Raw genomic sequence first — 25,085 nt, 5'->3', positions numbered from 1 at the left:
AAAATAAAGAGGTGTAATCATGGAAATAGAATTTCGAACAGATATTGGTCGAAAACGTAAAGTGAATCAAGATGCTGTAGGAATCTTTAAAAATAAAGAGAACCTGACCTTAGCATTAGTTGCTGATGGAATGGGAGGGCATCAAGCTGGAGAAGTTGCGAGTAAATTGGCCGTAACTGATCTGGGAAAACTTTGGGAAGTTTCGAAATTAACCGATAAGGAAGAAATTATTCAGTGGCTGATTAAAACAATTCAGCGTGAAAATGAAATAATTTATCAAAAAGGCCAAGCAGATGTAGAAAAAACAGGTATGGGTACTACAATTGTTGCAGTTGTCATCTTAAAAAACTATCTTATTTTTGCTCATGTTGGGGATAGTCGCTTGTATATGTTACGTGGGGATACTTTTGAGCAAATGACTGAGGATCATTCTTTAGTCAATTTATTAGTTCAAAGTGGCGAAATTACAAAAGAAATGGCTGAAGTTCACCCACAAAAAAATGTTTTAGTTAGATCTGTCGGTATCCCAGGAACAGTTGAAGTGGATGTGACAGATTTAGAGACGTTACCAGATGATTGTTTCTTAGTTTGCTCAGATGGCTTAACTAATATGGTCAATGATGATTACATCGCCACTATTATCAAAAAAGCTCCGACATTAGAGATGGCTTTGGAGCAATTGATTGAAACAGCTAATGGCATGGGCGGTAAAGATAATATTACGGCACTGTTGATAAATGTAAGTGGAAGGGGGTAACAGAAGATGATTGATATTGGTAGTATGATTAATGAACGCTATCGAATTATTGGTAATATTGGTAACGGTGGTATGGCAAATGTTTTTTTAGCTAACGATTTGATTTTAGATAGAGAAGTTGCAATTAAGGTTTTACGTTTCGACTTTCAAGATGATCAAGATGCTATTCGCCGGTTTCAGCGTGAAGCGTTAGCTGCCTCGGAATTGGATCATCCCAATATTGTTGGTGTATATGATGTGGGTGAAGAAGATGGTATGCAGTATCTAGTTATGGAATATGTTAGAGGAACGGATCTAAAAAAATATATTCAAACCCATCAAACTATTCCGTTGACAGAAGTTGTTTCCATTATGTCACAAATTTTGGAAGGGACTGCCTTAGCACATGAACACAGTATTGTGCATCGTGATTTAAAACCACAAAATATTTTATTAGATGACTACGGTAATGTTAAAATTGCAGATTTTGGGATTGCGATTGCTTTATCAGAAACGTCTTTAACACAGACCAATACCTTACTTGGATCAGTCCATTATCTCTCACCAGAACAAGCTCGTGGAAGCATGGCAACCCGTCAATCGGATTTGTATGCTTTAGGGATCATTCTATATGAATTAATTATGGGAACTGTTCCGTTTGAAGGAGAGTCGGCTGTCTCTATTGCCCTAAAACATTTTCAAAGTGATGTACCTTCAGTGAGAGCAGCTAATCCTGTTATTCCGCAAGCATTGGAAAATGTTATTTACCATGCGACGGCCAAAGAAACAGCTGATCGTTACATGACAGCTGATGAAATGCGTCAAGATTTGGAAACGTCTTTAGAACCTGCTCGTTATGGCGAAGCAGTTTATGAACCGACCAGTATGAACGAAGAAACGAAAGTGTTACCTTCTGAGTTACCAGATGAAATGCCAGAGTCATTTCGTCACATGGCACCGCCTGTTGGAAGTCTTGATAAAACCACTTCTTTTGTGCAGTTTGATGAACCGCCAATGGAGAAGAAAAAAAAGAAAAGATGGTGGCTATGGTTACTTCCGATAGTAGCACTTGGGATCTTGTTACTTTTCTTTATATTTAAACCGACACCGAGTCGAGTAGTACCAGATGTAGAAGGAAAATCTGTTGCTCAAGCAACGCAATTAATTAATGATAAAAAATTAAAAATTAATTCAGAAGTTGAAGAAGTGACAGATGACCAAATTCCTGCTGGGAAAGTTGTGAAAACTGAACCAGAATCATCACTTAAAGTTAAAGAAAAGACCGAAATCACTCTTTATATTAGTAAAGGGCCTAAAACCATAAAAATTGACGATTTTGCTGATATGCCATATAAAGATGCAGAACGTAAATTAAAAGATTTAGGTTTTTCTAAAGAACAAATAGAAATCAGCAAAGAAACTGATGAAAAGGTCTCAGAAGGGCATATTATCTCTCAGAGACCATTACCTAATAAAAAACTTAACCCGAAAAAAGATCAAATTGAGTTGATTGTGAGTGAAGGGCCAGGACCTGTTAGCCTAAGGAGTATGATAGGTTATACAAAATCAGAAGCTCAAACTTATTTAGAAAGTAAAGGGTTAGTATATGGCGGCGAAACCTATCTTTATTCTGAGGAAATGAGTGAGGGTCATATTATAGCTCATACTCCAGAAGCCAAATCCGAAGTCAATGTGGGGGATACGGTTTCTGTGGTTATTTCATTAGGGAAAGAACCAGTTGAACCGAAACCAGTTGAACCAACTCCCGTTACTCCAACTCCAGATTCCGAACCAGCTACTAGCCATTCAGAAAGTATAGAAGAGTCGCAAAATTCGGAAAGTGTCGAAGAGCCACAAAGTTCGGAAAGCACGGAAGAAACGGAGTCATCTACAGCCTCCGATAGTTCAAGCGCTAGCCGCGAAGAACCGAAAGAGTCACCTACCTCAGATTCCGAAACACCTGTAATATCTGTGCCTGAAGAATCAAAAGAGCCAGATAAATCAGAGGAATCGTCTGAAGTTCAAGAATCATCTGATACACCAGAGGCAAAAGAAGAAACGCAAGGAGCTCCTGGAACTGCTGATTCAGCGCCAGAGAAGGTCGAGGCAGACGCTAATCAAAAAGACAATCAATTAGATATTGCTAAGGGTCATTAGTTTTTATAAAAAGTAGCGAGTTCTTAAAAAGAACCGCTGCTTTTTTATTTTGTTAGGATTAACTAGTCTTGAGGAGAAATAGCTTGAAATATTGCTTAACATTAAGTAGAGTAAAACAGAAGAGAAGATGGAGGTGTATTATGAAAAAAGGACAAATTAGAAAAGCTTTGAGTGGGTTTTATTATGTTTTTTCGGAGGGTCAAACCTATCAAACACGTGCTCGAGGGAATTTTAGGAATCGTAATCTGACACCTTTAGTGGGTGACTATGTTATGTTTGAAAGTGATAATTTGACAGATGGTTATGTCTTAGAGTTACTTCCCCGTCATAACGAACTGGTTCGCCCACCGGTTGCCAATATCGATCAAGGCGTGATTGTTATGAGTTGTGTAGAACCTAATTTTTCTAGCAATCTATTAGATCGTTTTTTAGTAACCTTAGAGTATGAAGCTATCAGGCCGATTATTTATCTTACTAAAGTAGATTTATTGAATGATGATGGTTATCAGGAGATCTTAGAGGTTAAAAAAGGATATGAAGCAATTGGCTATCAAGTTATTTTACCAAGCTTAGACAGTGATTTAGAAGCTACTGAGGCTATCTTAAGACTGTTTGATGGTAAGTTGACAGTCTTTATGGGACAAACTGGAGCAGGGAAATCAACATTGTTAAATCGTTTGTCACCGGAATTAGGTTTAAAGACGGGTGAAATTTCGACTTCTTTAGGTCGAGGTCGTCACACGACACGACACGTGGAATTAATCCCTCTAGGTGGTGGTTTAGTGGGAGATACACCAGGGTTTAGTGCCATTGATTTTATGGAAATTACTGTGCCAGAGTTGACAAAACAGTTTCCAGAAATTAATGAAGCAGCTGATTTTTGCAAATTTAGAGAGTGTAAGCACGTTCACGAACCAAAATGTGATGTTAAGAAACAAGTTGAAGCAGGCGTCATTTTAAAAAGTCGTTATCAACATTATTTACAGTTTTTGGAAGAAATTGAAAAACGTAAACCTGTTTATGGTAAAAACAAAAAATAAAAAGGGGATTATATTATGAAAATAGCACCGTCAATTTTAAGCGCCGATTTTGCCAATTTAGAAAGAGATGTCAAATTAGTTGAGCAAGGTGGAGCAGATTATATTCATGTTGATGTTATGGACGGCCAATTTGTACCTAATATTACCTTAGGTCCTAACATTGTCTCAGCCCTACGTCCAGTTACTAAACTTCCTTTAGACGTTCACTTGATGATTGTTGAGCCAGAACGCTTTGTGGAAGATTTTGCTAAAGCTGGAGCAGACATCATTGTCGTTCACCAAGAAAGTACGTTGCATTTACACCGTGTTTTACAAATGATTAAGAATGCCGGAGTAAAAGCAGGGGTCGTGATTAATCCGGCTACGCCAGTTTCAGCAATTGCTGAAATATTACCAATGGTAGACTTGGTGTTAGTTATGACTGTCAATCCAGGTTTTGGCGGACAAGCTTTTATTCCAGAATGTTTAGCTAAGATTGAAACCTTAGCTCATTTACGTCAAGAACATCACTACACTTATGAAATCGAAGTGGATGGTGGCGTTGTACCTGAAACAGCTGCACTATGTGCACAAGCTGGTGCCGATGTTTTTGTAGCAGGGTCATTTGTGTATAGTTCAGAAGATCCAAATGCTAGAATATCTGAATTACGTCACGCTATTGAGTCTTAATCATGATAACTAATATTGTGTTAGTGGCAGGGGGTTGCCCTGAGTTGTGGCCTGATTTAACAGAGTATTTAGAACAGGAAATTTTTTGGGTAGGGATTGACCGAGGGTCTTTACACCTAATTCAACAAGGAATTATTCCTAATATGGCAGTAGGAGATTTTGATTCTTTGAGTGCAAAAGAGTTGAGTTTCGTTGAGGAAAATGTAGCAGAAAGGTATTATGCTCAGGCAGAAAAAGATGAGACAGACACTCAAATGGCGTTAAGATTGGTGATGGAAAAAGCAAATTCAAAGACAAACTATACCTTGATTGGGGCAACAGGCGGCCGTTTAGATCATTTTTTAGCTAATCTTTGGCTACCGCTACATCCCCCATTTGCGACCATCCTAGACCGTTTGACGATTAAGGACCAACAAAATACGGTGACGTATTTTAAACCAGGTAAGTACAGTGTCATAAAAGAAGCCGATAAAAAATACTTGGCTTACGTGACATTAACACCTGTTACGGGGTTAACTCTGTATGATGCAAAGTACGCTTTAACCAATTATGATAGTGACTTGCCGATTAGTTTTGCGAGCAATGAGTTTGTTGGCAAGACGACTAATTTTTCTTTTAAAAGTGGTCGTGTGGCAGTCATTCAAAGTTGTGATTTATAAAAATAGGCAAAATAAAAATGACCTTCAAACCTTGTTTGAGGGTCATTTATGTTTTAAATGTTTTATACGCGTTCAACTTTACCTGATTTCAAAGCACGAGTTGAAACCCAAACTTTCTTTGGTTTACCGTCTACTAAAATGCGAACTTTTTGTAAATTAGGTTTCCAAGTACGTTTTGATGCATTCATCGCGTGAGAGCGTGTATTACCGCTTCTAGATTTACGTCCAGTAATATAACATTCTTTTGCCATGTTTCTTCCTCCTTTGCTTTGTTATTTGTAACAGAAATTTGTTCTGCTCATACTAGATTAATTTATCATAGCTAGGAAGTTTTTGCAAGTAGAATTTATGTTTTTATTACTAAAATCATGGAAAGTTTCCAGTTATTTTTAAGAAAGCGAGAAGTATTTACTAATAAAAGGAGGATAAACCTTTTAAATGATACGTGCCTATGATAAAATAATGAGAAGAAAATGGGCTTTTTTGCTCAAAGGAGGCTTAATCTTATGGCTGTAAAAATTAAAACGCAAGCAGGAACGATCGAAATTAGTAATGATGTTATCGCAACGGTAGTTGGCGGTGCCGCAACTGATATTTACGGCATTGTTGGAATGGCTAGTAAAAATCAAATTAAAGATAATTTAAATGAAATTCTACGCAAAGAGAATTATGCTCGTGGGGTTGTTGTTCGTCAAGAAGACAACGGTGTAGCAATTGACGTTTATACCATTGTTAGCTACGGAACAAAAATTTCAGAAGTAAGCCGAAATGTGCAAGAAAGTGTTAAATATAACCTTGAAACAATGTTAGGCATGACGGCTAATTCAGTCAATGTGTTTGTTCAAGACGTACGTGTGCTGCCGGATTAATTATAATCTGAGTAGTTTAATCTAAGGAGGATAATTAAGTGAAGGTAACAGCAATTAATAGCGGACAGTTTCAAGCAATGGTACAAGCTGGAGCAGACCGATTGGATAAAAATGCAGAATATGTTAACTCGTTAAATGTATTTCCAGTACCAGATGGTGATACAGGAACGAACATGAACTTATCAATGACAAGTGGCGCTAAAGCAGTCACATCAAGCGTATCAGAGAATGTAGGAGAGCTTGCACAAGTTCTTTCAAAAGGCTTATTAATGGGAGCCCGTGGTAATTCAGGAGTTATTTTATCTCAATTATTTCGTGGTTTCTCTAAAAAAATTCCAGATGTAGTAGAGTTAGAAGCAAAAGAGTTAGCATCAGCCTTTACACATGGGGTTGAAACAGCTTATAAAGCAGTGATGAAGCCTGTTGAAGGGACTATTTTAACTGTGTCACGTGAAGCTGCGAAAGCTGGTGAAAAAAAAGCGCTTGAAACGGATGACTGTATTGAAGTAATGACAGCTGTTGTTGAAGGTGCTAAAAAATCATTAGACCGAACACCAGATTTATTGCCTGTTTTAAAAGAAGTAGGTGTAGTTGATAGTGGTGGACAAGGTCTATTGTTTATCTATGAAGGTTTCTTAGAAGTGCTTTCTGGAAAAGCTGTAGAAAATCCTGTTTACCAACCAAACACAGCACAGATGGATGAAATGGTGAATGCAGAACATCATCGCAGTGTCGCAGGGCATGTGGCAACTGAAGATATTCAATTTGGTTACTGTACAGAGATTATGGTGAAAATCGGTGAAGGTGAAACAGTCGATAGCGAATTTGATTATGATACGTTCCGTAACTATTTAAATGAATTAGGGGACTCCTTACTAGTCGTAGCCGATGATGAAATCATTAAAGTTCATGTACATACTGAACGCCCAGGTGAAGTGATGAACTATGGTCAAAAATTTGGCTCATTAGTTAAAATTAAAGTAGATAACATGCGTCAACAACATGATACTATTTTAGAAAATGAAAAAGTAGTCACAGAAAAACCTGCACCAACACCTTATGGTGTGATTGCCATCGCAGCTGGAGCTGGAGTACAAGAGTTATTTCGTAGCTTAGGTGCCAACTATGTTATTAGTGGTGGTCAAACGATGAATCCAAGTACAGAAGATATTTTGAAAGCAATTGAAGAGGTAAATGCTGAAAAAGTAATTATTTTACCAAATAATAAAAACATCTTTATGGCAGCAGATCAAGCCGCTGAGGTTAGTGAGTTACCTGTCGTGGTGATTCCATCAAAAACAGTTTCTCAAGGGATGACAGCAATGTTAGGCTTTAACGATCAAGTATCGCTTGAAGAGAACCAAGCTGCGATGACCGACATGCTTGAAGATGTTACAAGTGGCCAAGTCACCACAGCAGTCCGAGATACTAACATCGATGGAATTGAGATTGTGAAAGATCAATACATTGGCATGTTAGAAGGGAAAATTATCGTTTGCCAACCTGAATTAGCAGGCGCATCTTTAGCAACATTGGAAAAAATGTTAACTGAAGATAGTGAAATCGTGACGATTATTGTAGGAGAAGACGGTAAGATGGAAGAAGCAGAAGCTCTAGAGGCGGCGCTTTTAAATATTGATAGTGAATTAGAAGTTGAAATTCATAATGGGGAACAACCAGTTTATCCATACTTATTCTCAGTTGAATAACTAAATTAATACAAAAAAGCCAAACAGTTTTGTTTGGCTTTTTTGTATTGTATAATAGTAGACAGCAAGTAAAAAGCATGGAGGTGGCTTATGAAAAAGTTGACAGATTCTGTTCAGTGTTTGTCAGGTGTTGGACCTAAACGAGTAGAAGTTTTAGCTAAACTTGGTATTGAGACAGTGGAAGATTTGCTAACCTATTATCCATTTCGTTATGATGATATTCAAACAAAAGAATTAACAGAAATTGCCGACCAAGAAAAAGTCGTCTTAAAAGGTTTAGTTTTATCTGACGCAGTTGTTTCTCACTATGGCTATCGTAAAAGTCGTCTAAGCTTCCGAATGATGCAAGACCATGCTGTTATTAATGTCACATTTTTTAATCAAAATTTTTTGAAGAATAAGATTAATGTCTCGGAGGAAATTGCGGTTTATGGCAAGTGGGATGCCAAACGCAAGTCTTTAACAGGAATGAAAATCCTTGGAGGAAAAGAGAGTGAGATTGATTTTGCACCAATCTACCATGTTACAAAACAAATGAGACAAACAACCTTAGTTGATTTAATTCGTCTAGCTTTTGTTGAGTATGGCGAGCTAATTGCTGAATGGCTCCCTACGAAGTTACTTAAGCAATATAATTTAATGGCAAGGCGTCCGGCAGTTGAAATGATGCATTTCCCCCCTGATCAGCGTATGAGTCAATTAGCTCGTCGTCGTTTGATTTATGAGGAATTTTTTGAATTTCAACTAAAGTTGCAACAACTTCGGCAACAAGAACGGGATGTAAATGAAGGGCAAGCCCTACTATATGATGTGAATCGATTAAAAAATTTTACTCAAACCCTCCCTTTTGAGCTGACAAATGCCCAAAAAAAAGTCACGAATGATATTTGTCGTGATATGCGTAGTTCTAACCATATGTTGCGTCTTTTACAGGGAGATGTGGGGAGTGGAAAGACAGTAGTTGCCGCTATTGCTTTATACGCTACGGTGAGTGCAGGGCACCAAGGAGCGTTGATGGTGCCTACTGAGATTTTAGCAGAACAGCATCTGGCCAGTCTTAATGAGTTATTTGATCCGTTGGAAGTTAAAGTTGCTTTATTGACAGGTTCGACTAAAGCTAAAGAGCGCCGTCAAATTTTATCAGAGTTGGCTGATGGCCGACTCGATATTATAGTGGGAACCCATGCTTTAATTCAAGAAGAGGTTATTTTCCATCAGTTGGGTTTAGTTATCACAGATGAACAACATCGTTTTGGTGTTAACCAACGGAAGATTCTAAGGGAAAAAGGTTTAAACCCAGATGTTCTATTCATGACGGCTACCCCTATTCCTCGAACATTAGCGATTACAGCTTATGGTGAAATGGATGTCTCTGTCATTGATGAACTCCCTGCGGGTCGCATTCCGATTGAAACTAGGTGGGTACGTCCGCCACAATTTGAAGCAGTTATCGAGTGGTTAAATAAAGAGTTACAAGCAGGTAATCAAGCGTATGTTATCTGTCCTTTAATTGAAGAATCAGAAACGTTAGATGTCAAAAATGCTACTGAGATATACGAGCATCTCCAAGAGCAGTATCAGGAGAAATTTGAAGTGGGGCTTTTACACGGTAAAATGAAGGCATCAGAAAAAGACGCAATTATGGCAGAGTTTAAAGAAAATAGGTGCCAAGTTTTAGTTTCAACGACGGTTATTGAAGTGGGCGTCAATGTACCAAATGCGACAGTCATGATTATTATGGATGCCGATCGTTTTGGTTTGGCTCAGTTACACCAATTACGTGGCCGTGTTGGCCGAGGGAAAAAAGCCTCTCACTGTATTTTAGTTGCTAACCCAAAGAGTGACGTTGGAGCTGCCCGTATGAAGATTATGACAGAGACTAATGATGGGTTTGTTCTAAGTCAAAAAGATTTAGAAATGCGTGGCCCTGGTGAAGTCTTTGGAGCGAAACAATCCGGCTTACCAGAGTTTAGTGTCGGGGACATAGTTGCTGATTTTGCGATCATGGAAGCAGCTAGACAAGATGCGGCAGCTATTTGGCAAGTTCCAGATTGGTGGCAATTAAGTGAGTATGCCTTACTTAAACAAAAATTATTTAATGAAGAAACAACCAATACGTGGTTTGACTAAACGATATTATAGGAAGAAGAGGAGTAAGTTATGAGAATAGCAGTTGATGCAATGGGTGGCGATCATGCGCCACGAGCAATTGTTGAAGGAATTATGTTAGCACAAGCAAGCTATCCAGATATTGAATTTCAGTTATATGGAAAAGAGAGTGAGATTAGAAAATATATCACTTCTGAAACAAATATAACTATCATTCACACAGATGAAAAAATTGAAAGTGATGATGAACCGGTTCGGGCTATTCGTCGTAAAAAAACAGCGTCAATGGTTTTAGCAGCAAAGGCTGTTAAAGAAGGGCAGGCGGATGCTATTTTTTCAGCTGGAAATACCGGAGCACTTTTAGCAGCGGGATTGTTTATCATTGGGAGAATTAAAAATGTTGAACGTCCAGGTCTAATGACAACGATGCCAGTTATGGGGCAACCTGATGCAGGCTTTGACTTTATTGATATGGGTGCAAATGCTGATAATAAACCTGAGCATTTATTACAGTATGGTATTTTAGCCTCATACTATGCCAAAAATGTCCGTGGAATTAAGCAACCACGGGTAGCTTTGTTAAATAATGGTTCCGAAGCATCTAAGGGTAGTGATTTGACGAAGAAAACTTATGAGTTATTGTCTTCAGATCCTAATTTGAATTTTATTGGTAACATTGAAGCCCGAGAGTTACTAACGGGTGCAGCTGATGTTGTGGTAACGGATGGTTTTACCGGAAATGCCGTCCTAAAAGCGACAGAGGGAACGGCGCTATCGTTGATGTCTGTTTTGAAAAAATCAATTTTAGGCGCAGGTTGGAAAGGGAAGTTGGGGGCACTACTATTGAAAGACTCCTTAAAACAAATGAAACAAGAATTGGATTATTCCTCTCATGGGGGAGCCGTCTTGTTTGGGCTGAAAGCCCCTGTTATTAAAACCCATGGTTCAACTGGCCCCGAGGCTGTCAAACATACGATTACTCAAATTAAAACGATGCTAGATAGTCAGGTTATTGCTGATTTGGTGACGCACTTTGAAAATGAAGTGGAAGTTGAGATCAAAAATAAGTAAGTTTAAGCCGTGATTTATAAAAAAAGGATAGACAAACCTAAGATATATCAGTAAAATAGTAGTGAGTTCTTTGTAAAGAGTTTGCAATAGTTTGGAGGTGAACAGACATGACTAAAGAGGAAGTCCTACAAAAAGTACGTTCAATTATCACAAAACATTTTGATATTGAAGAAGAAAAGGTTGTAGAAAACCTTAACATTAAAGACGACTTAGGCGCGGATTCAATTAGTATCATGGAATTTGTTCTGGAACTAGAAGATGAGTTTGGAACAGAGATTTCGGATGAGGATGCTGAAAAAATCGAAACAATCGGTGCAGCAGTTGAGTATATAACTAGCCATCAATAAAAAACAAGTTATTATTAGAGAAAACTAATAATAACTTGTTTTTTTTGTTTTATTTTCCGACATATTTAGATAAATATGATTTTTTTATGAGAAAAAGTTGTCTTAAATGAGAAAACAAGGTATAATCATTAAATATCAGAGAGAAAATTAAAAAAAGATTAAAAAATAATTTATTTTTCTTTAACCAAAAAGTAGGAAGGGGTAGCCTAATGAAGCAAGAGGAACAATTATTAGACATCCGCGATTTACATACAGGGTTTCGAATCAAGGACGATTATTATGATGCTGTTGATGGTATTTCTTTAACACTTGATAAAAATGAGATTTTAGCTATTGTTGGAGAATCTGGATGTGGCAAAAGTACCTTAGCAACAACGATTATGGGGTTGCACAATGCAGGAAATACAAAAATCACTGGACAGGTTATTTATAAAAATCTGAATTTACTAGAGTTTAATGAAACCTTGTACAATCAAGTACGTGGTAACGATATCGGCATGATTTTCCAGGATCCCTTGTCAGCGTTAAACCCTTTAATGAGAATTGGTGATCAAATTGCTGAAGGGTTGTCATACCATACTGATTTTGGTAAAGAAAAACGAGCAGCTCGTGTCCTTGAATTGTTAGGGCAAGTGGGGATTAAAAATCCAGAGCGTGTTGCTAAACAATACCCCCATGAACTTTCAGGAGGCATGCGTCAGAGGGTTATTATTGCTATTGCTATTTCGTGTAAGCCACCTATTATTATTGCTGATGAGCCAACTACGGCTTTAGACGTTACGATTCAAGCACAAATATTAGATTTATTAGTAGAATTACAACAAGAAACTGAGGCGGGAATTATTTTAATTACCCACGATTTAGCTGTTGTAGCTGAAATGGCTGATCGAGTAGCCGTCATGTATGCAGGACAAGTGGTTGAGCAGGCACTCGTTGCTGAACTTTTTGCCAATCCGAAACATCCTTATACGCGGTCATTGTTAAACTCGATTCCACAAGAAGATTCTATTGATCAAGACTTACATGTTATTGAAGGGATTGTCCCTTCTTTAAAGAATTTACCACGTAAGGGTTGTCGTTTCGCCTCAAGGATTGGTTGGATACCAGAGAGTGCCCATGAAGAAGAACCAGAGTTGCATGAAGTTGGACCAGATCATCTTGTCCGTTGCACCTGTTATCAAGGATTTCATTTTAAAGATCAGGTAGGTGAGGCTTAATGAGTGAGTTAATAACAATTAAAGATTTAAAAGTTCATTACCCAATACGGAGTGGTTTTTTCAATCGTGTGACAGATCACGTGTTTGCAGTTGATGGTGTTGATTTTATCATTGAAAAAGGCAAAACCTATGGTCTAGTTGGAGAGTCTGGTTCAGGAAAATCAACAACAGGAAAAGCGATTGTTGGTTTAGAAAAAGTTACCTCAGGGGAAATTATTTATGAAGGGCAAGATGTTACAAAAAAGAGCATTCGTAAATCGTTAGATTATAACAAAGATGTCCAGATGATTTTCCAAGATTCGATGTCTAGTTTAAACCCTAAAAAAAGGGTGATTGATATTATTGGTGAACCGATTCATAACTTTGAACGGCTATCTGATCAGGAAGAAAAACGCAAAGTACAAGAGATGTTAGATATTGTAGGTATGCCAACCGATGCGTTGTACAAATACCCTCATGAATTCTCAGGCGGACAACGTCAACGTTTAGGGGTAGCTCGAGCGGTGGCAACGAGTCCTAAGTTAATTGTGGCAGACGAACCTGTCTCAGCTTTAGATTTGTCAGTTCAAGCCCAAGTTTTGAACTTTATGAAACATATTCAAGAACAATTTGGTCTCAGTTACTTATTTATCTCTCATGACTTAGGTGTTGTGAAACATATGTGTGATAATTTAGCAATTATGCACAAAGGTCGTTTTGTTGAAATCGGGACACGAGAAGATATCTATAACAACCCTCAACATATATACACCAAACGTTTATTGTCTGCGATTCCAAAGATTGATGTGGCGAATCGTGAAGCACATAAAACGCGTCGTCGGGAAGTGGAACGTGAGTTCCAAACCTTACAAAGAGACTATTATGATGAAAATGGACGAGTATACGATTTAGCACCAGTTAGTCCATCTCATTTGGCGGCGTTGTTACATTTGGAAAGTGGGGGGAACTAATTATGTGGAAGACGATATTAAGACGTGTTATTTTGATGATTCCGCAAATTATGATTTTAAGCGTATTCATCTTTTTATTAGCTAAGGCCATGCCTGGGGATCCTTTTACAGGTTTGATTAACCCTAACATGGATGCAGCTGTTATTGAACAGATGCGTGAGGCAGCAGGTTTAAATGATCCATGGTATACCCAGTATTTTAGATGGATTGGTAATGCCTTACATGGTGATTTTGGAACAAGCTTCCTTTATAAGTTACCAGTTTCAACCATTATTGGTGAGCGTGCATTAAATACGATTTTATTATCAATTGTTACCGTGATTATGACCTACTTGATTGCCTTACCTTTAGGTTTACTTTCAGGTCGTTATAAAAATTCTTGGTTTGACAAGATGGTAGTGATTTATAATTTCTTTAGTTTTGCAGTGCCGGTATTTATCTTTGCCTTAATTATGTTATTTATCTTTGGTTACCGTTTGGATTGGTTCCCTACAACAGGATCAGTGTCCAGCTGGGCAGTGAAAGGGACCGGAGCGTATTACTGGGATAGATTCCATCATTTGATTTTACCAGGTATCTCTCAAGCCTTGCTTGCTACAGCCGTTACGATTCAATACTTACGAAGCGAAGTGATCGATTCCCAAGGTCTTGACTACGTTCGGACAGCTAGATCAAAAGGGGTTCCGACTAATCGTGTTTATACGCGTCATATTTTCAGAAATGCATCACTACCAATTGCCTCACAATTAGGATATGAAATTACAGGTTTAATTAGTGGGTCAATCGTGATTGAAAAAATATTTGCCTATCCTGGTATTGGTAAGTTGTTTATTGATTCGATTCTCCAACGTGACTATACGGTCATTACCTCACTTATTTTAATCTTAGGAATTGCGACCTTAATTGGGACGTTATTATCCGATATTATTATGAGTATTGTCGACCCTAGAATCAGAATTCAATAATAAATAACTTAGGAAAGGATGGCGAATAGTATGAGCGAAGCAATTAGCAAGACAGATGTTGCAGTTGAAAGTATCCCACCGATGGGTGTTAAGATGATCAGCCGTGAGTTTAAAAAAGATAAATTAGCACTATTTTCATTAGCCTTGTTAGTCATCATTTTACTGACGGTTTTCATTGGTGCTTTAGTAGTTAATCAAGCAGATATTATGAAGGTGAGTATTTTAGATAAATACGCTGAACCTGGTACGTATAGTTTGACCAAAGACATGACTTTTCTCTTAGGAGCAGACGAAGGTGGGCGTGATGTTTTAGGCCAGTTGATTATTGGTGCTAGAAACTCAATTATGATTGGTTTTGCAATCACAATTATCACGTCAGTTATTGGAGTTGGGTTAGGGATTGCAGCTGGCTATTACGGTGGAATTGTTGACAATATTTTAATGAGGATTGTCGATTTTGTTATGATCTTACCAATTCAAATGATTATCATCGTTTTTGTTACGATTATTCCACGATACAATGTGTGGTCATTTATCTTTATCATGAGTGGGTTCTATTGGGTCGGCAAAGCCAGACTTTTTAGAAGTAAGACTTTATCCGAAGGTCGTAGAGACTATGTAAGTGCCTCGAAAACATTGGGAACAAGCGATTTTAAAATCATGTTTAGAGAAATTATGCCTAACTTGAGTTCCCTAATTATTACCAATTTAACGATGAACTTTGCTTCAAATATTGGGATTGAAACAACCCTAACCTTCTTAGGTTTTGGTTTGCCGAGTGATGTCCCTAGTTTGGGAACCTTAATTGCCTATGCTGCAAATGGGGATGTTCTATCAAATAAATTATGGGTCTGGTTACCAGCCTCAATTTTAATTTTAGTTATGATGTTAAGTATCAATTATGTGGGTCAAGCCTTGAAACGTTCAGCGGATGCTAGACAACGTTTGGGTTAAAACTAAAAGGAGGGTTATGAATAATGAAAAAAAGTAAAAAGTATGGATTGTTAGCTTTAACAGCTGTAGCAGTACTATCACTAGCAGCGTGTAGTGGTGGAGGAAAAAAAGGTGATAAGGCGAAAGAAAATAAGTCAATCGAAAAAGTCGATATGGAAAGTTTTCCTTTAGCAGTTTCAAATAAAGAGAAGCCAATTGAAGGTGGGACGTTAGATGTGGCAGTTGTAACGGATTCACAATTCCAAGGTTTATTCTTATGGGAATTATATTCAGACAATACAGATCTTCAATTTATGACACCTTCACATGAACCGTTATTTACAATGGATAAAGATTTTAAAATCACTAATGATGGAGTCGCTAAATTAGATATTGATAAAGATAAAAATATTGCCACAGTAACATTACAAAAAGAAGCTGTCTGGTCAGATGGTGAACCTGTGACGATTGAAGATGTGATCTACCCTTATGAGATTATTGGACATAAAGACTATACAGGTGTGCGTTATGATAATCGCTATACGAATATTGTGGGGATGGATGATTATCATAGTGGTAAAGCAGATACCATTTCAGGGATTAAAAAAGTCGATGATAAAACAATGACGGTTGAATTTAAAGAGATGAATCCAAGTATGTTACAAGTTGACGGTGGTTTATCAGGAAATGCGGCACCGAAACACGTCTTAAAAGATATTCCGGTGAAAGACCTGGAGTCATCAGATGCTGTTCGTAAAAATCCAGTAACGTTTGGTCCATATGTTATGGATAAAATTAAACCAGGTGAATCAGTAGTCTATGTGCCAAATAAACACTACTATGGAGAAAAACCTAAGATGGATAAATTAGTTTTTTCAACAGCTCAACCAGCCTCAATCGTAGAAGCTTTAAAATCTAAAAAATATGATATTGCACTTAAAGTACCAACAGATATGTACCCAACGTTTAAAGATGTTGAAGGTTACGAAATTTTAGGTCGTGAAGAATTATCATATACGTATATTGGGTTTAAACAAGGCAAGTGGGATAAGGAACATGACGAAGTTGTAACTGATTCAAAAGCAAAAATGGCTGATAAAAATTTGCGTCAAGCAATGGGCTATGCGGTTGATAATAATGTTGTTGGAAGTCAATTCTACAACGGGTTACGTTCAAATGCGACAACATTAATTCCACCAATTTTTAAAACATTCCACAACTCTGAATTAAAAGGTTACACTCAAGATAAAGACAAAGCCAAAAAATTATTAGCAGATGCTGGTTATAAAGATGTCGATGGTGATGGTTTAGTTGAAGATAAAGATGGCAAAGAGTTAGTAATCAAGTTTGCTTCAATGTCTGGTGGTGAAACAGCGCAACCATTAGCAGAGTATTATATGCAAGAGTGGAAAGACATTGGTTTAAATGTTGAATTAACAGGTGGTCGTTTACTAGATATGCAGTCATTTTATGACAAATTGAAAAATGATGACCCTGAGATTGATGTTTACCAAGGGGCGTGGGGAGTCGGGGAAGATCCTTCACCAAGTGGTTTATACGGACGTAATGCACAATTTAACTACACACGTTTTGCAAGTGAAGAAAATGATAAATTACTAGCAAATATTGATTCTGAAAAATCATTTGATGCTGATTTCCGTAAAAAAGCATTTGACGAATGGCAAGCATATGCTGTAGATGAAGCCTTTGTTATTCCAACTTTGTATCGTAATGAAGTATTACCAGTTAGTAGTCGTGTTACAGGCTTTGATTGGGATCCGCAATTACGATCTAATGAATTATGGAGTAAAGTTGGCGTAACAGCTGAAAAACGTTAAATACGAATAAAAAAAGATCTGAGTCCTAGGCTCAGGTCTTTTTTTGTTTTTTATTCGGTTTTATGTAACCCTTTTCATTTTCTGTGAATTAAAAGAGAACACTAAGGGAATTGTATGAGAATACTGCTTGAATAGATTAAAAAAAGCCACAGATAGTAAAAAATATACATGAGAAAGATCAGAAAGCGCTTTTTTTTAGTTATACTATAATTATAAAAAAACAGTGTTAAATAGTTTTAATAAATGAAAAATTACAAACTAGAAAGCCAACAACTAATTAGGAGGAATTAAAATGTATCGTAAAGAACATGACAGTGTAGGTAATATAGATATTCCGAAAGAAGCTTATTATGGGGTCAATGCGCAACGTGCAGTGGATAACTTTCAAATTACTAAGCTTAAATTAGATCCATTATTTGTTGAAAGTCTAGTTGAAATAAAAAAAGCAACCGCTATGGCAAATATGGAGTTAGGCGAATTAGATATAAAAATAGGTGAGGCTATTATTAAAGCCGCTGATGAGATGTTGCAAGGAAATCTATATGATCAAATGATTGTTGACCCCATTCAAGGTGGGGCAGGTACGAGTACGAATATGAACATTAATGAAGTCTTAGCTAATCGTGCGATTGAATTATTAGGTGGCGAAAAAGGTGATTATACGGTTGTTAGTCCGAACGATCATGTCAATAAAGGTCAGTCAACGAATGATGTTTACCCAAGTGCTGGGAAATTAACCTTCTTGAAAATGATGGATCAGTTATTACCGACCTTAAGTGACTTGGCAGCAGCTTTTAAAGTTAAAGCGGAAGCATTTAAGGATATTAAAAAAATGGGACGGACACAATTAAGTGATGCAGTACCTATTACAGTAGGGGCAGAATTCAATGCTTACTATGTGTTGACGAAACGTAATATTGCCCGTCTTGTCAATGTTCGTTCAGAAATTAGTTCATTGAACATGGGGGGGACAGCGATAGGGACAGGTATCTCAGCCCACAATGACCTACCTAACATGGTAGTAAAACATTTAAATAGTATTACTGGTTTTGATTTAGAGGTAGCTGAGGACTTAGTCGATGGGACTCAAAATATTGATTGTTATGCAGTAGTATCAGATTGTTTGAAAACAATCGCTTTAAGTACATCGAAAGTTGCCAATGATATTCGTCTGTTATCATCTGGTCCTCGTACGGGCCTAGGTGAGTTATTTATCCCTTCACGTCAAAATGGATCATCAATTATGCCAGGTAAGATTAATCCGGTGATTCCTGAAGTGGTGACGCAAGCGGCCTTTTTAGTTGCAGGTCATAATGTGACGATTTCAATGGCTGTTGAAGCGGGGCAGTTAGAGTTAAATGCATTTGAACCGGTTATTTTCTATACAATGATTGAATCATTCAATGCGTTAACCAACGCCTTCCGTTCATTTATTGATAATTGTGTAATTGGAATTGAAGTGAATGAAAAACGTTGTCGTGAATTGTTAGAAAGAAGTACTTATTTGACAACTAGCTTGGCAAGTCATATTGGCTATGATGAGGCATCATCTATTACGAAACAAAGTTTACGTGAAGATAAAACAGTACTAGAAGTGGCTCGCGAACATGGTGTATCAGAAAGTATTTTAAAACAAATTATGGATTAACACTAAAATAATGTGATTTTAAGAGGTTAGATTTTCAGAAATATTTACTAATAGTAAGAGAAACGTTATGATAATTAAGAAATAACTAATGACATCAACTTACTTAGCGGCGATCTAATTAAATCAGATGATTGTCCCTAAGTTGGATGTGTCTATAAGGAGTGATGAAGGTGACAGATTACCGGATAGAAAAAGATTCAATCGGTGAAATTAAAGTAGCTACAACGGCTAGCTGGGGCGCACAAACGCAGCGTAGTCTACAAAATTTCCCGATTGGCACAGAGGTAATGCCAGAGGAATTAATGCGTAGTTTAGTTCACGTAAAGCGAGCAGCTGCGGTTCAGAATGGCCTAGAAGGCAAATTGGCTGAAGAAAAAATGACGTTAATTATAGAGGTCTGTGATGAAATTTTAGCTAAAGACTCAATTGGAGAACATTTCCCCTTGAAAGTATGGCAAACAGGTAGTGGGACTCAGACAAATATGAATGTTAATGAAGTCATTGCTTTTTTAGGTAATCAAAAAAATCGTGGTATTCAGTTACATCCAAATGATGACATTAATAAGTCGCAAAGTTCCAACGATGTCTTCCCGACAGGAATGAATATGGCAGCTTATCGTATGGTAAAAGAAGAAGTCTTACCAGAGTTGGGTAACTGGATTGAGCTATTAAAAAATTTGGAAAAGACCTATCAAAACCAAGTTAAAATTGGTCGAACACATTTACAAGATGCGACACCTTTGACTTTTGCCCAAGAAATTAGTGGTTGGCGCGGGATGATTGAAAAAAATCAACACTTATTAAACCAAACCTTAGAAGAATTAGCTTATTTGCCAATTGGTGGAACGGCTGTTGGAACGGGTCTCAATGCCTCACCGACTTTTTCTAAAGGAATGGTAAGTGAAATTAATAAAACGTATTATCCAGGTTTTATGGACGAACCTAATAAATTTTATGGCTTAACTTCTCATAGCAATATGACAGCTGTTCACGGTATTTTGACAGGCTTAGCAGGAGACTTAATGAAGATTGCCAATGATATTCGCTGGTTAGCTAGTGGACCACGTTGTGGTATTGGTGAAATTACGATTCCAAGTAACGAGCCTGGTTCCTCAATTATGCCCGGTAAGATTAACCCTACTCAAGCAGAGGCTTTAACGATGATTACAGCACAAATTATGGGAAATCATACAACCATTCAATTTGCGGCTAGCCAGGGAAACTTTGAATTAAATGTTTTTAAACCTGTTATTATGTTGAATTTTGTACAAACAGTGCGTTTATTAAGTGATGGCATGTGCTCGTTTAGAGAACGTTGCTTAAGTGGCATTGAAGTAAATGAAAAACGTATGACTCAATTGTTAGACGATTCTTTGATGCTAGTAACAGCTTTGAGTCCTCATATTGGCTATGACGAGAGTGCTAAGACGGCGAAGTATGCCTTTGAAAATGAATTGAGCTTGCTAGAAGCTGCCTTAGAGTTAACAGATTATAATGAAGAAGAGTTAAAAGGATTCTTAGATCCAAAAACGATGTTAAATTAATTAAAAAATGAAACCAGTCGCAGCTAGTCAAACATGACAAGCGCCAGACTGGTTTTTTTGTTGAGTGGTTATGAGCGTCTAAAATATTTAGTAACAATTAGGGTTAGTGATTAGCTTTTATATCAGGTATTTCATGATATTTTAGTTAAATCGTTTAAAAAGTTGGTTAAAAACAGTATAATAAGATGAGTGTAGTTAAAAGAAAAAGGGTGATTGATATGAATGAACAATTATTACAGTTGATAAAGAAAAGGTTTCAAGTTGAATTTAAAGATACCACACTATTAGAAGACGCATTTACTCATTCATCTTATGTCAATGAGCATCGATATTTAGAACTAACTGACAATGAGCGTTTGGAATTTTTAGGAGATGCTGTTTTAGAGCTAATTATTTCAGAATACTTATATGGGAAATTTACAGATTTACCAGAAGGTAAATTAACTAAAATGCGAGCAGCGATTGTTTGTGAAGATAGTTTAGCTAAATTTGCTAAAGCGTGTCAGTTTGACCACTATATTCGTTTAGGTAAAGGGGAAGAGAATTCCAATGGTCGTCAAAGACCTGCCTTATTATGTGACTTATTCGAATCATTTTTAGGAGCTTTATATTTGGATCAAGGGTTGGTTGCAGCTGAAAAGTTTGTAGCACAAGTTATTTTTCCGAAAATAGAATCTGGTGCTTTTTCACATGAGATGGATCATAAGACTGCGCTTCAAGAAATATTACAACGAAACGGTGACGTGGCTATCTCTTATCAATTGGTCGGAGAAGAAGGACCTGCCCATAATCGTCAATTCGCTGTTGAAGTCAGTGTTGAAGGACATGTTATTGGAAGAGGGCAAGGAAAATCTAAAAAAATGGCGGAGCAGAGCGCAGCAGCTGCAGCAATATCAGATTTGAACAATAATTAAACATCAGCTGGACAGGTCAGTTTTTTTGATACTGTTCAGCTGTCTTTAACTTTATCAGTAAAAGTATGACAGGTTGAACAGCGGAAAGGAGTCAGAGATTAGTGTATTTGAAAAGATTAGAGATAGCTGGATTTAAATCTTTTGCAGAGCGAACAGTTATCGAGTTTGATCGTGGATTAACCGCTGTCGTAGGTCCAAATGGTAGTGGGAAAAGTAACATAACTGAGGCAATCCGTTGGGTTTTAGGAGAACAATCGGCTAAAAGTTTACGCGGTGGTAAAATGCCAGATGTTATCTTTGCAGGAACGACCAAACGAAAACAATTAAATGTGGCAGAAGTAACAGTAGTTTTAGACAATGAAGAGCGTTTTTTACCGCTAGATTTTAGTGAAGTAAGCGTCACACGCCGTTTGAAACGAAATGGTGATAGTGATTTTTATATTAATAAACAAAGTTGTCGTTTAAAAGATATTATTGAGTTATTTATGGATTCTGGTTTGGGAAAAGAGTCTTTTTCAATTATTTCCCAAGGGAAAGTCGAGGCGATTTTTAATAGTAAACCGGAAGACCGCCGGGGGATTTTTGAAGAAGCAGCAGGTGTTTTAAAGTACAAGCAACGTAAACGTCAGGCAGAACAAAAATTGTTTGAAACAGAAGATAATTTAAATCGTGTTCAAGATATTGTATATGAATTAGAAGTTCAGTTGGAGCCATTAAGGGATCAAAGCCAACGTGCAACTAAATATTTAAGTTATCAAGAAGAATTGACTAAGTTAGATGTAGGGGTTGCAGTTGCGGATATTTTGACGCATCAAGAGTTATATGCGACAAAAGAAAGCAGTCTAACCGAACTAGATACAACGCTTTTGAGTCTAAGTAAACAAATAGACACATTCGATCGTCAATTAATTAACTTGAATGATAAGCGAGCTAGCTTGGATCAGCAATTAGATGAGGGACAGCAAGAATTATTAGTGTTAACAGAAGCTTATGAACAAACAGAAGGTCAAAAAAATGTATTGGCTGAGCGTAGTCAAAATGTAGAAAAAACAACTAGTGAGTATGCTAATACATTAGAAAATCTTGAGGTTAAGTTAGAAGCTTTTGAAGAAGAACGTGAAGCGTTACTGGATGATTTGAAGACAAAAGAAGTTAAACAAAAAGAACTGCGTAAAGCAGTTAAAGAACTTGAAACAGCGGTTCAAATGTACAGTAAATCAGCTAAAGAACAATTAGCTGATTTACGTAGTGAATATATTGAAGTCATGCAGGAAAGTGCTACAGTCGGAAATGAATTGAAGTTTTTAGAGAAACAACATGAACAAGAAAATTCTAAAAATCGTTCGGCTTTATCTCAACATGAGATGTTAGTGGAAAAAAATCAAAAATTAGTTCAACGTGAAGAACAAGCGAACATCGCGTTAGCTAGTTATCAAGAAACAGTCTTAGCTCTTAGTAATGATTTAAAAGAAGTAGAGAGACAATTAACTCATCGTAAACAAGAGTTTGAAGTAAAAGAAAAGCAAATGTATGATGCATTAAAAATTTTACAACAAGCACAAGCTAGACAAAAAAGTTTACAAGAGTTGCAAGATAACTATGCTGGTTTTTATCAAGGGGTACGTGAAGTACTAAAAGCTAAAACAGAATTAAATGGGATCGTTGGTGCCGTAGCTGAGTTGATTCAAGTTCCAAAAGAGTATGCGCTAGGAATTGAAACAGCCCTGGGGGGGGCAGCACAACATGTGGTAGTTGAAAATGAACAAGCTGGTCGTGCAGGTATTGCTTATTTGAAAAAGAAACGTATAGGAAGAGCGACATTCTTACCTTTAACGACAGTTAGACCGCGTAAGCTAGCAGACCATATTTTAGCAAGCGTTCGTCAAACAGAAGGCTTTATTGGGATTGCCAGTGAATTGATTTCCTATGACCAGAAAGTCTCACCGATTATTGCAAATTTATTAGGGGTGACACTGTTAGCACGTGATTTAGCAAGTGCTAACCGCTTAGCAACTCAGGTTAATTATCAATATCGGGTTGTTTCATTAGAAGGAGACGTGATGAACCCTGGTGGGTCAATGACAGGTGGTGCCACTAGAAAAGGGGGACAAGGCAATTTATTTGCCCAAGCTGGAGAGTTAAAAGTCCTAAATGAACACGTCGCACAAATGGAGAGTCAACTTAGCCAACGGGAAACATTAGTAACACGCTTAAAAACGGAGTTAGCTCATTTAAACGAGAGTTATGAAAGTTTGCGTCAACAAAATGAGACAGCTCGCTTTAAAGAACAGGAGCTAGGTAATACTGTTGAATTATTAAAAAATGAACGTCAGCAGTTAGATCGGGAACAACAAGTCTTTGCTCATGAAACAAAAGGATTAACTCAATTTTTAACAGATTATGAAGCTGAAAAAGTAATACTTGAACAAAAATTAGCCGCGTTACAAGCTAAAAAAGATCAGTTAGATCAAGAAATGGCAGACACGGATGCTCTTGAAGTGATTAATACTAAAAAACGAGAAGAAGCGCAAGAAAGCTTGCAAAAAAATCAAGGGAAATTAGCTGTTATTACGGAACAGATCAATCATGCCGGTCGTTTGATTTCAGATTGTGACCGTCATCGTCAAGAAATCAAAACTGAAATGAATCAGTTAAAAGAGCAGTTAGAAACGTTAACAACTCATCATTCGACCCATCACCTGTCCCAAGAAGCATTGATTGAAAAAATGAGCGAGTTGCAAACACAAAAAAGTGACTGGCAAGAACGTCTAAAAACTTACAAACTAACTCGTGATCAAGTAAATCAAGAAATAGCTGAGAGTGATGAACGGTTAACCGCAGCAAACAAGGAACGCCAAGCCTTGTTGAGTCAAAAATCACAGGCAGAAGTTTTAAAGAGTCGTTCAGAGTTGGGTATGGACAATACCTTGAAACATTTACAGGAAGAGTATTCCTTAACTTTTGAAGCCGCTAAAGCCAGTTACTCTTTAGAATTAGAGGTGGAAGAGGCACGTCAAAAAGTCAAAGAGTTGAAAAAAGAAATTAATGGTCTTGGAGCAATTAATGTGAGTGCTATTGAACAGTTTGAAGAAGTCAATGAACGTTATACCTTCTTGACAACGCAACGTTCTGATTTGTTAGAAGCCAAAGATAGTTTGTATGATACAATGAATGAGATGGATGAAGTCGTAAAAGTCAAGTTTGAAGAGATCTTTACGGCTATTAGGGAGAAATTCCAAGAAACATTTCCAAGTATGTTTGGCGGTGGGTATGCTGACTTGCGCCTAACGGATCCAAGTGATCTATTGAATACCGGAATTGAAATTGTTGCACAACCACCCGGTAAAAAATTACAAAGCTTGAGTTTGTTGTCTGGAGGAGAACGAGCCTTGACAGCGATTGCTTTATTATTTTCAATTATTCAGGTTCGGCCAGTTCCCTTCTGTATTTTAGACGAGGTGGAAGCGGCTTTAGATGAAGCCAATGTGGCTCGTTTTGGTCATTATTTAAGCCACTTTGAAGATGATACCCAATTTATTGTGATTACGCATCGTAAAGGAACGATGGAAGCAGCCGATGTCTTATATGGTGTGACAATGCAAGAATCAGGTGTTTCAAAAATAGTATCAGTTAGGGTTGAAGAAATTAGTGCTAATGGTGACATTGATCAAGCTCCGAAATAGAGCATTGAAAAGACTAGGCACAATTAT

The 25,085-nt window shown here is 37.3% G+C and carries 20 protein-coding genes; 19 read left to right on the top strand and 1 reads right to left on the bottom strand.

All coding sequences use genetic code 11. The annotated features are described in order from the left end of the window. The first annotated feature begins 19 nt into the window (after window positions 1-19). The 5 genes from OL234_RS09430 (at window position 20) to OL234_RS09410 (ending at window position 5,261) form a co-directional block, all read left to right on the top strand. A complete protein-coding gene (locus OL234_RS09430; protein WP_275468974.1) occupies window positions 20-757 on the top strand; it encodes a Stp1/IreP family PP2C-type Ser/Thr phosphatase in 738 nt (245 codons plus the stop codon). Window positions 758-763: 6 nt separating this feature from the next. Continuing rightward, entirely contained in the window at window positions 764-2,893 is a 2,130-nt protein-coding gene (gene pknB, locus OL234_RS09425; protein WP_275468973.1) for a Stk1 family PASTA domain-containing Ser/Thr kinase, read from the top strand. A 140-nt stretch (window positions 2,894-3,033) separates the two neighbouring features. Continuing rightward, window positions 3,034-3,933 carry a ribosome small subunit-dependent GTPase A gene (rsgA, locus tag OL234_RS09420; protein ID WP_275468972.1) on the top strand — a complete coding sequence of 300 codons (900 nt, stop codon included), beginning with the start codon at window positions 3,034-3,036 and terminating at the stop codon, window positions 3,931-3,933. A gap of 15 nt (window positions 3,934-3,948) precedes the next feature. Then, window positions 3,949-4,602 carry a ribulose-phosphate 3-epimerase gene (gene rpe / locus OL234_RS09415; protein WP_275468971.1) on the top strand — a complete coding sequence of 218 codons (654 nt, stop codon included), beginning with the start codon at window positions 3,949-3,951 and terminating at the stop codon, window positions 4,600-4,602. 2 nt (window positions 4,603-4,604) lie between these two features. Then, entirely contained in the window at window positions 4,605-5,261 is a 657-nt protein-coding gene (locus tag OL234_RS09410; protein WP_275468970.1) for a thiamine diphosphokinase, read from the top strand. 62 nt (window positions 5,262-5,323) lie between these two features. Here the strand turns inward: OL234_RS09410 and rpmB are convergent, their stop codons facing one another. After that, window positions 5,324-5,512: a 50S ribosomal protein L28 gene (gene rpmB, locus OL234_RS09405; protein ID WP_126832830.1), complete on the bottom strand. Its 189-nt coding sequence runs from the start codon at window positions 5,510-5,512 to the stop codon at window positions 5,324-5,326. Window positions 5,513-5,767: 255 nt separating this feature from the next. Between rpmB and OL234_RS09400 the strand changes: the two genes are divergently transcribed. The 14 genes from OL234_RS09400 (at window position 5,768) to smc (ending at window position 25,058) form a co-directional block, all read left to right on the top strand. Beyond that, window positions 5,768-6,130 (top strand): Asp23/Gls24 family envelope stress response protein, encoded by a 363-nt coding sequence (locus OL234_RS09400; protein ID WP_275468969.1) that lies wholly within the window; start codon window positions 5,768-5,770, stop codon window positions 6,128-6,130. A 38-nt stretch (window positions 6,131-6,168) separates the two neighbouring features. Then, window positions 6,169-7,839 carry a DAK2 domain-containing protein gene (locus OL234_RS09395; RefSeq protein ID WP_275468968.1) on the top strand — a complete coding sequence of 557 codons (1,671 nt, stop codon included), beginning with the start codon at window positions 6,169-6,171 and terminating at the stop codon, window positions 7,837-7,839. Between the two features lie 90 nt (window positions 7,840-7,929). Further along, a complete protein-coding gene (gene recG / locus OL234_RS09390) occupies window positions 7,930-9,969 on the top strand; it encodes an ATP-dependent DNA helicase RecG (protein ID WP_275468967.1) in 2,040 nt (679 codons plus the stop codon). A 30-nt stretch (window positions 9,970-9,999) separates the two neighbouring features. Then, entirely contained in the window at window positions 10,000-11,019 is a 1,020-nt protein-coding gene (gene plsX, locus OL234_RS09385; protein ID WP_275468966.1) for a phosphate acyltransferase PlsX, read from the top strand. Window positions 11,020-11,126: 107 nt separating this feature from the next. Further along, the gene (gene acpP / locus OL234_RS09380; RefSeq protein WP_275468965.1) at window positions 11,127-11,366 is read left to right on the top strand and encodes an acyl carrier protein; all 240 of its coding nucleotides are present in this window, start codon (window positions 11,127-11,129) and stop codon (window positions 11,364-11,366) included. A 209-nt stretch (window positions 11,367-11,575) separates the two neighbouring features. After that, on the top strand, window positions 11,576-12,583 hold the full coding sequence (locus tag OL234_RS09375) for an ABC transporter ATP-binding protein (protein WP_275468964.1): 1,008 nt from the start codon (window positions 11,576-11,578) through the stop codon (window positions 12,581-12,583). Then, window positions 12,583-13,533, top strand: coding sequence for an ATP-binding cassette domain-containing protein (locus OL234_RS09370; protein ID WP_275468963.1), 951 nt, complete (start codon window positions 12,583-12,585; stop codon window positions 13,531-13,533). Before OL234_RS09375 ends, OL234_RS09370 begins: the two co-directional genes overlap by 1 nt. Window positions 13,534-13,535: 2 nt before the next feature. Next, window positions 13,536-14,498 (top strand): oligopeptide ABC transporter permease, encoded by a 963-nt coding sequence (gene opp4B / locus OL234_RS09365; protein ID WP_275468962.1) that lies wholly within the window; start codon window positions 13,536-13,538, stop codon window positions 14,496-14,498. A gap of 30 nt (window positions 14,499-14,528) precedes the next feature. Then, on the top strand, window positions 14,529-15,452 hold the full coding sequence (locus OL234_RS09360; protein ID WP_275468961.1) for an ABC transporter permease: 924 nt from the start codon (window positions 14,529-14,531) through the stop codon (window positions 15,450-15,452). 23 nt (window positions 15,453-15,475) lie between these two features. Further along, window positions 15,476-17,269, top strand: a complete 1,794-nt coding sequence (locus tag OL234_RS09355) for an oligopeptide ABC transporter substrate-binding protein (RefSeq protein WP_275468960.1) — start codon at window positions 15,476-15,478, stop codon at window positions 17,267-17,269. Between the two features lie 292 nt (window positions 17,270-17,561). Further along, complete coding sequence (locus OL234_RS09350) at window positions 17,562-18,917, top strand: aspartate ammonia-lyase (protein ID WP_275468959.1); 1,356 nt, start codon at window positions 17,562-17,564, stop codon at window positions 18,915-18,917. Between the two features lie 164 nt (window positions 18,918-19,081). Further along, a complete protein-coding gene (locus tag OL234_RS09345) occupies window positions 19,082-20,461 on the top strand; it encodes a class II fumarate hydratase (protein WP_275468958.1) in 1,380 nt (459 codons plus the stop codon). Between the two features lie 218 nt (window positions 20,462-20,679). After that, window positions 20,680-21,375: a ribonuclease III gene (gene rnc / locus OL234_RS09340; RefSeq protein ID WP_275468957.1), complete on the top strand. Its 696-nt coding sequence runs from the start codon at window positions 20,680-20,682 to the stop codon at window positions 21,373-21,375. A 101-nt stretch (window positions 21,376-21,476) separates the two neighbouring features. After that, window positions 21,477-25,058, top strand: a complete 3,582-nt coding sequence (smc, locus tag OL234_RS09335; RefSeq protein ID WP_275468956.1) for a chromosome segregation protein SMC — start codon at window positions 21,477-21,479, stop codon at window positions 25,056-25,058. The last annotated feature ends 27 nt before the right edge of the window (window positions 25,059-25,085 follow it).

It is taken from the genome of Vagococcus intermedius, from assembly GCF_029144185.1.
GTDB lineage: Bacteria > Bacillota > Bacilli > Lactobacillales > Vagococcaceae > Vagococcus_D > Vagococcus_D intermedius.
Note: the sequence above shows the minus strand (reverse complement) of the source record. Positions and strands in the feature narration are given on the sequence as shown.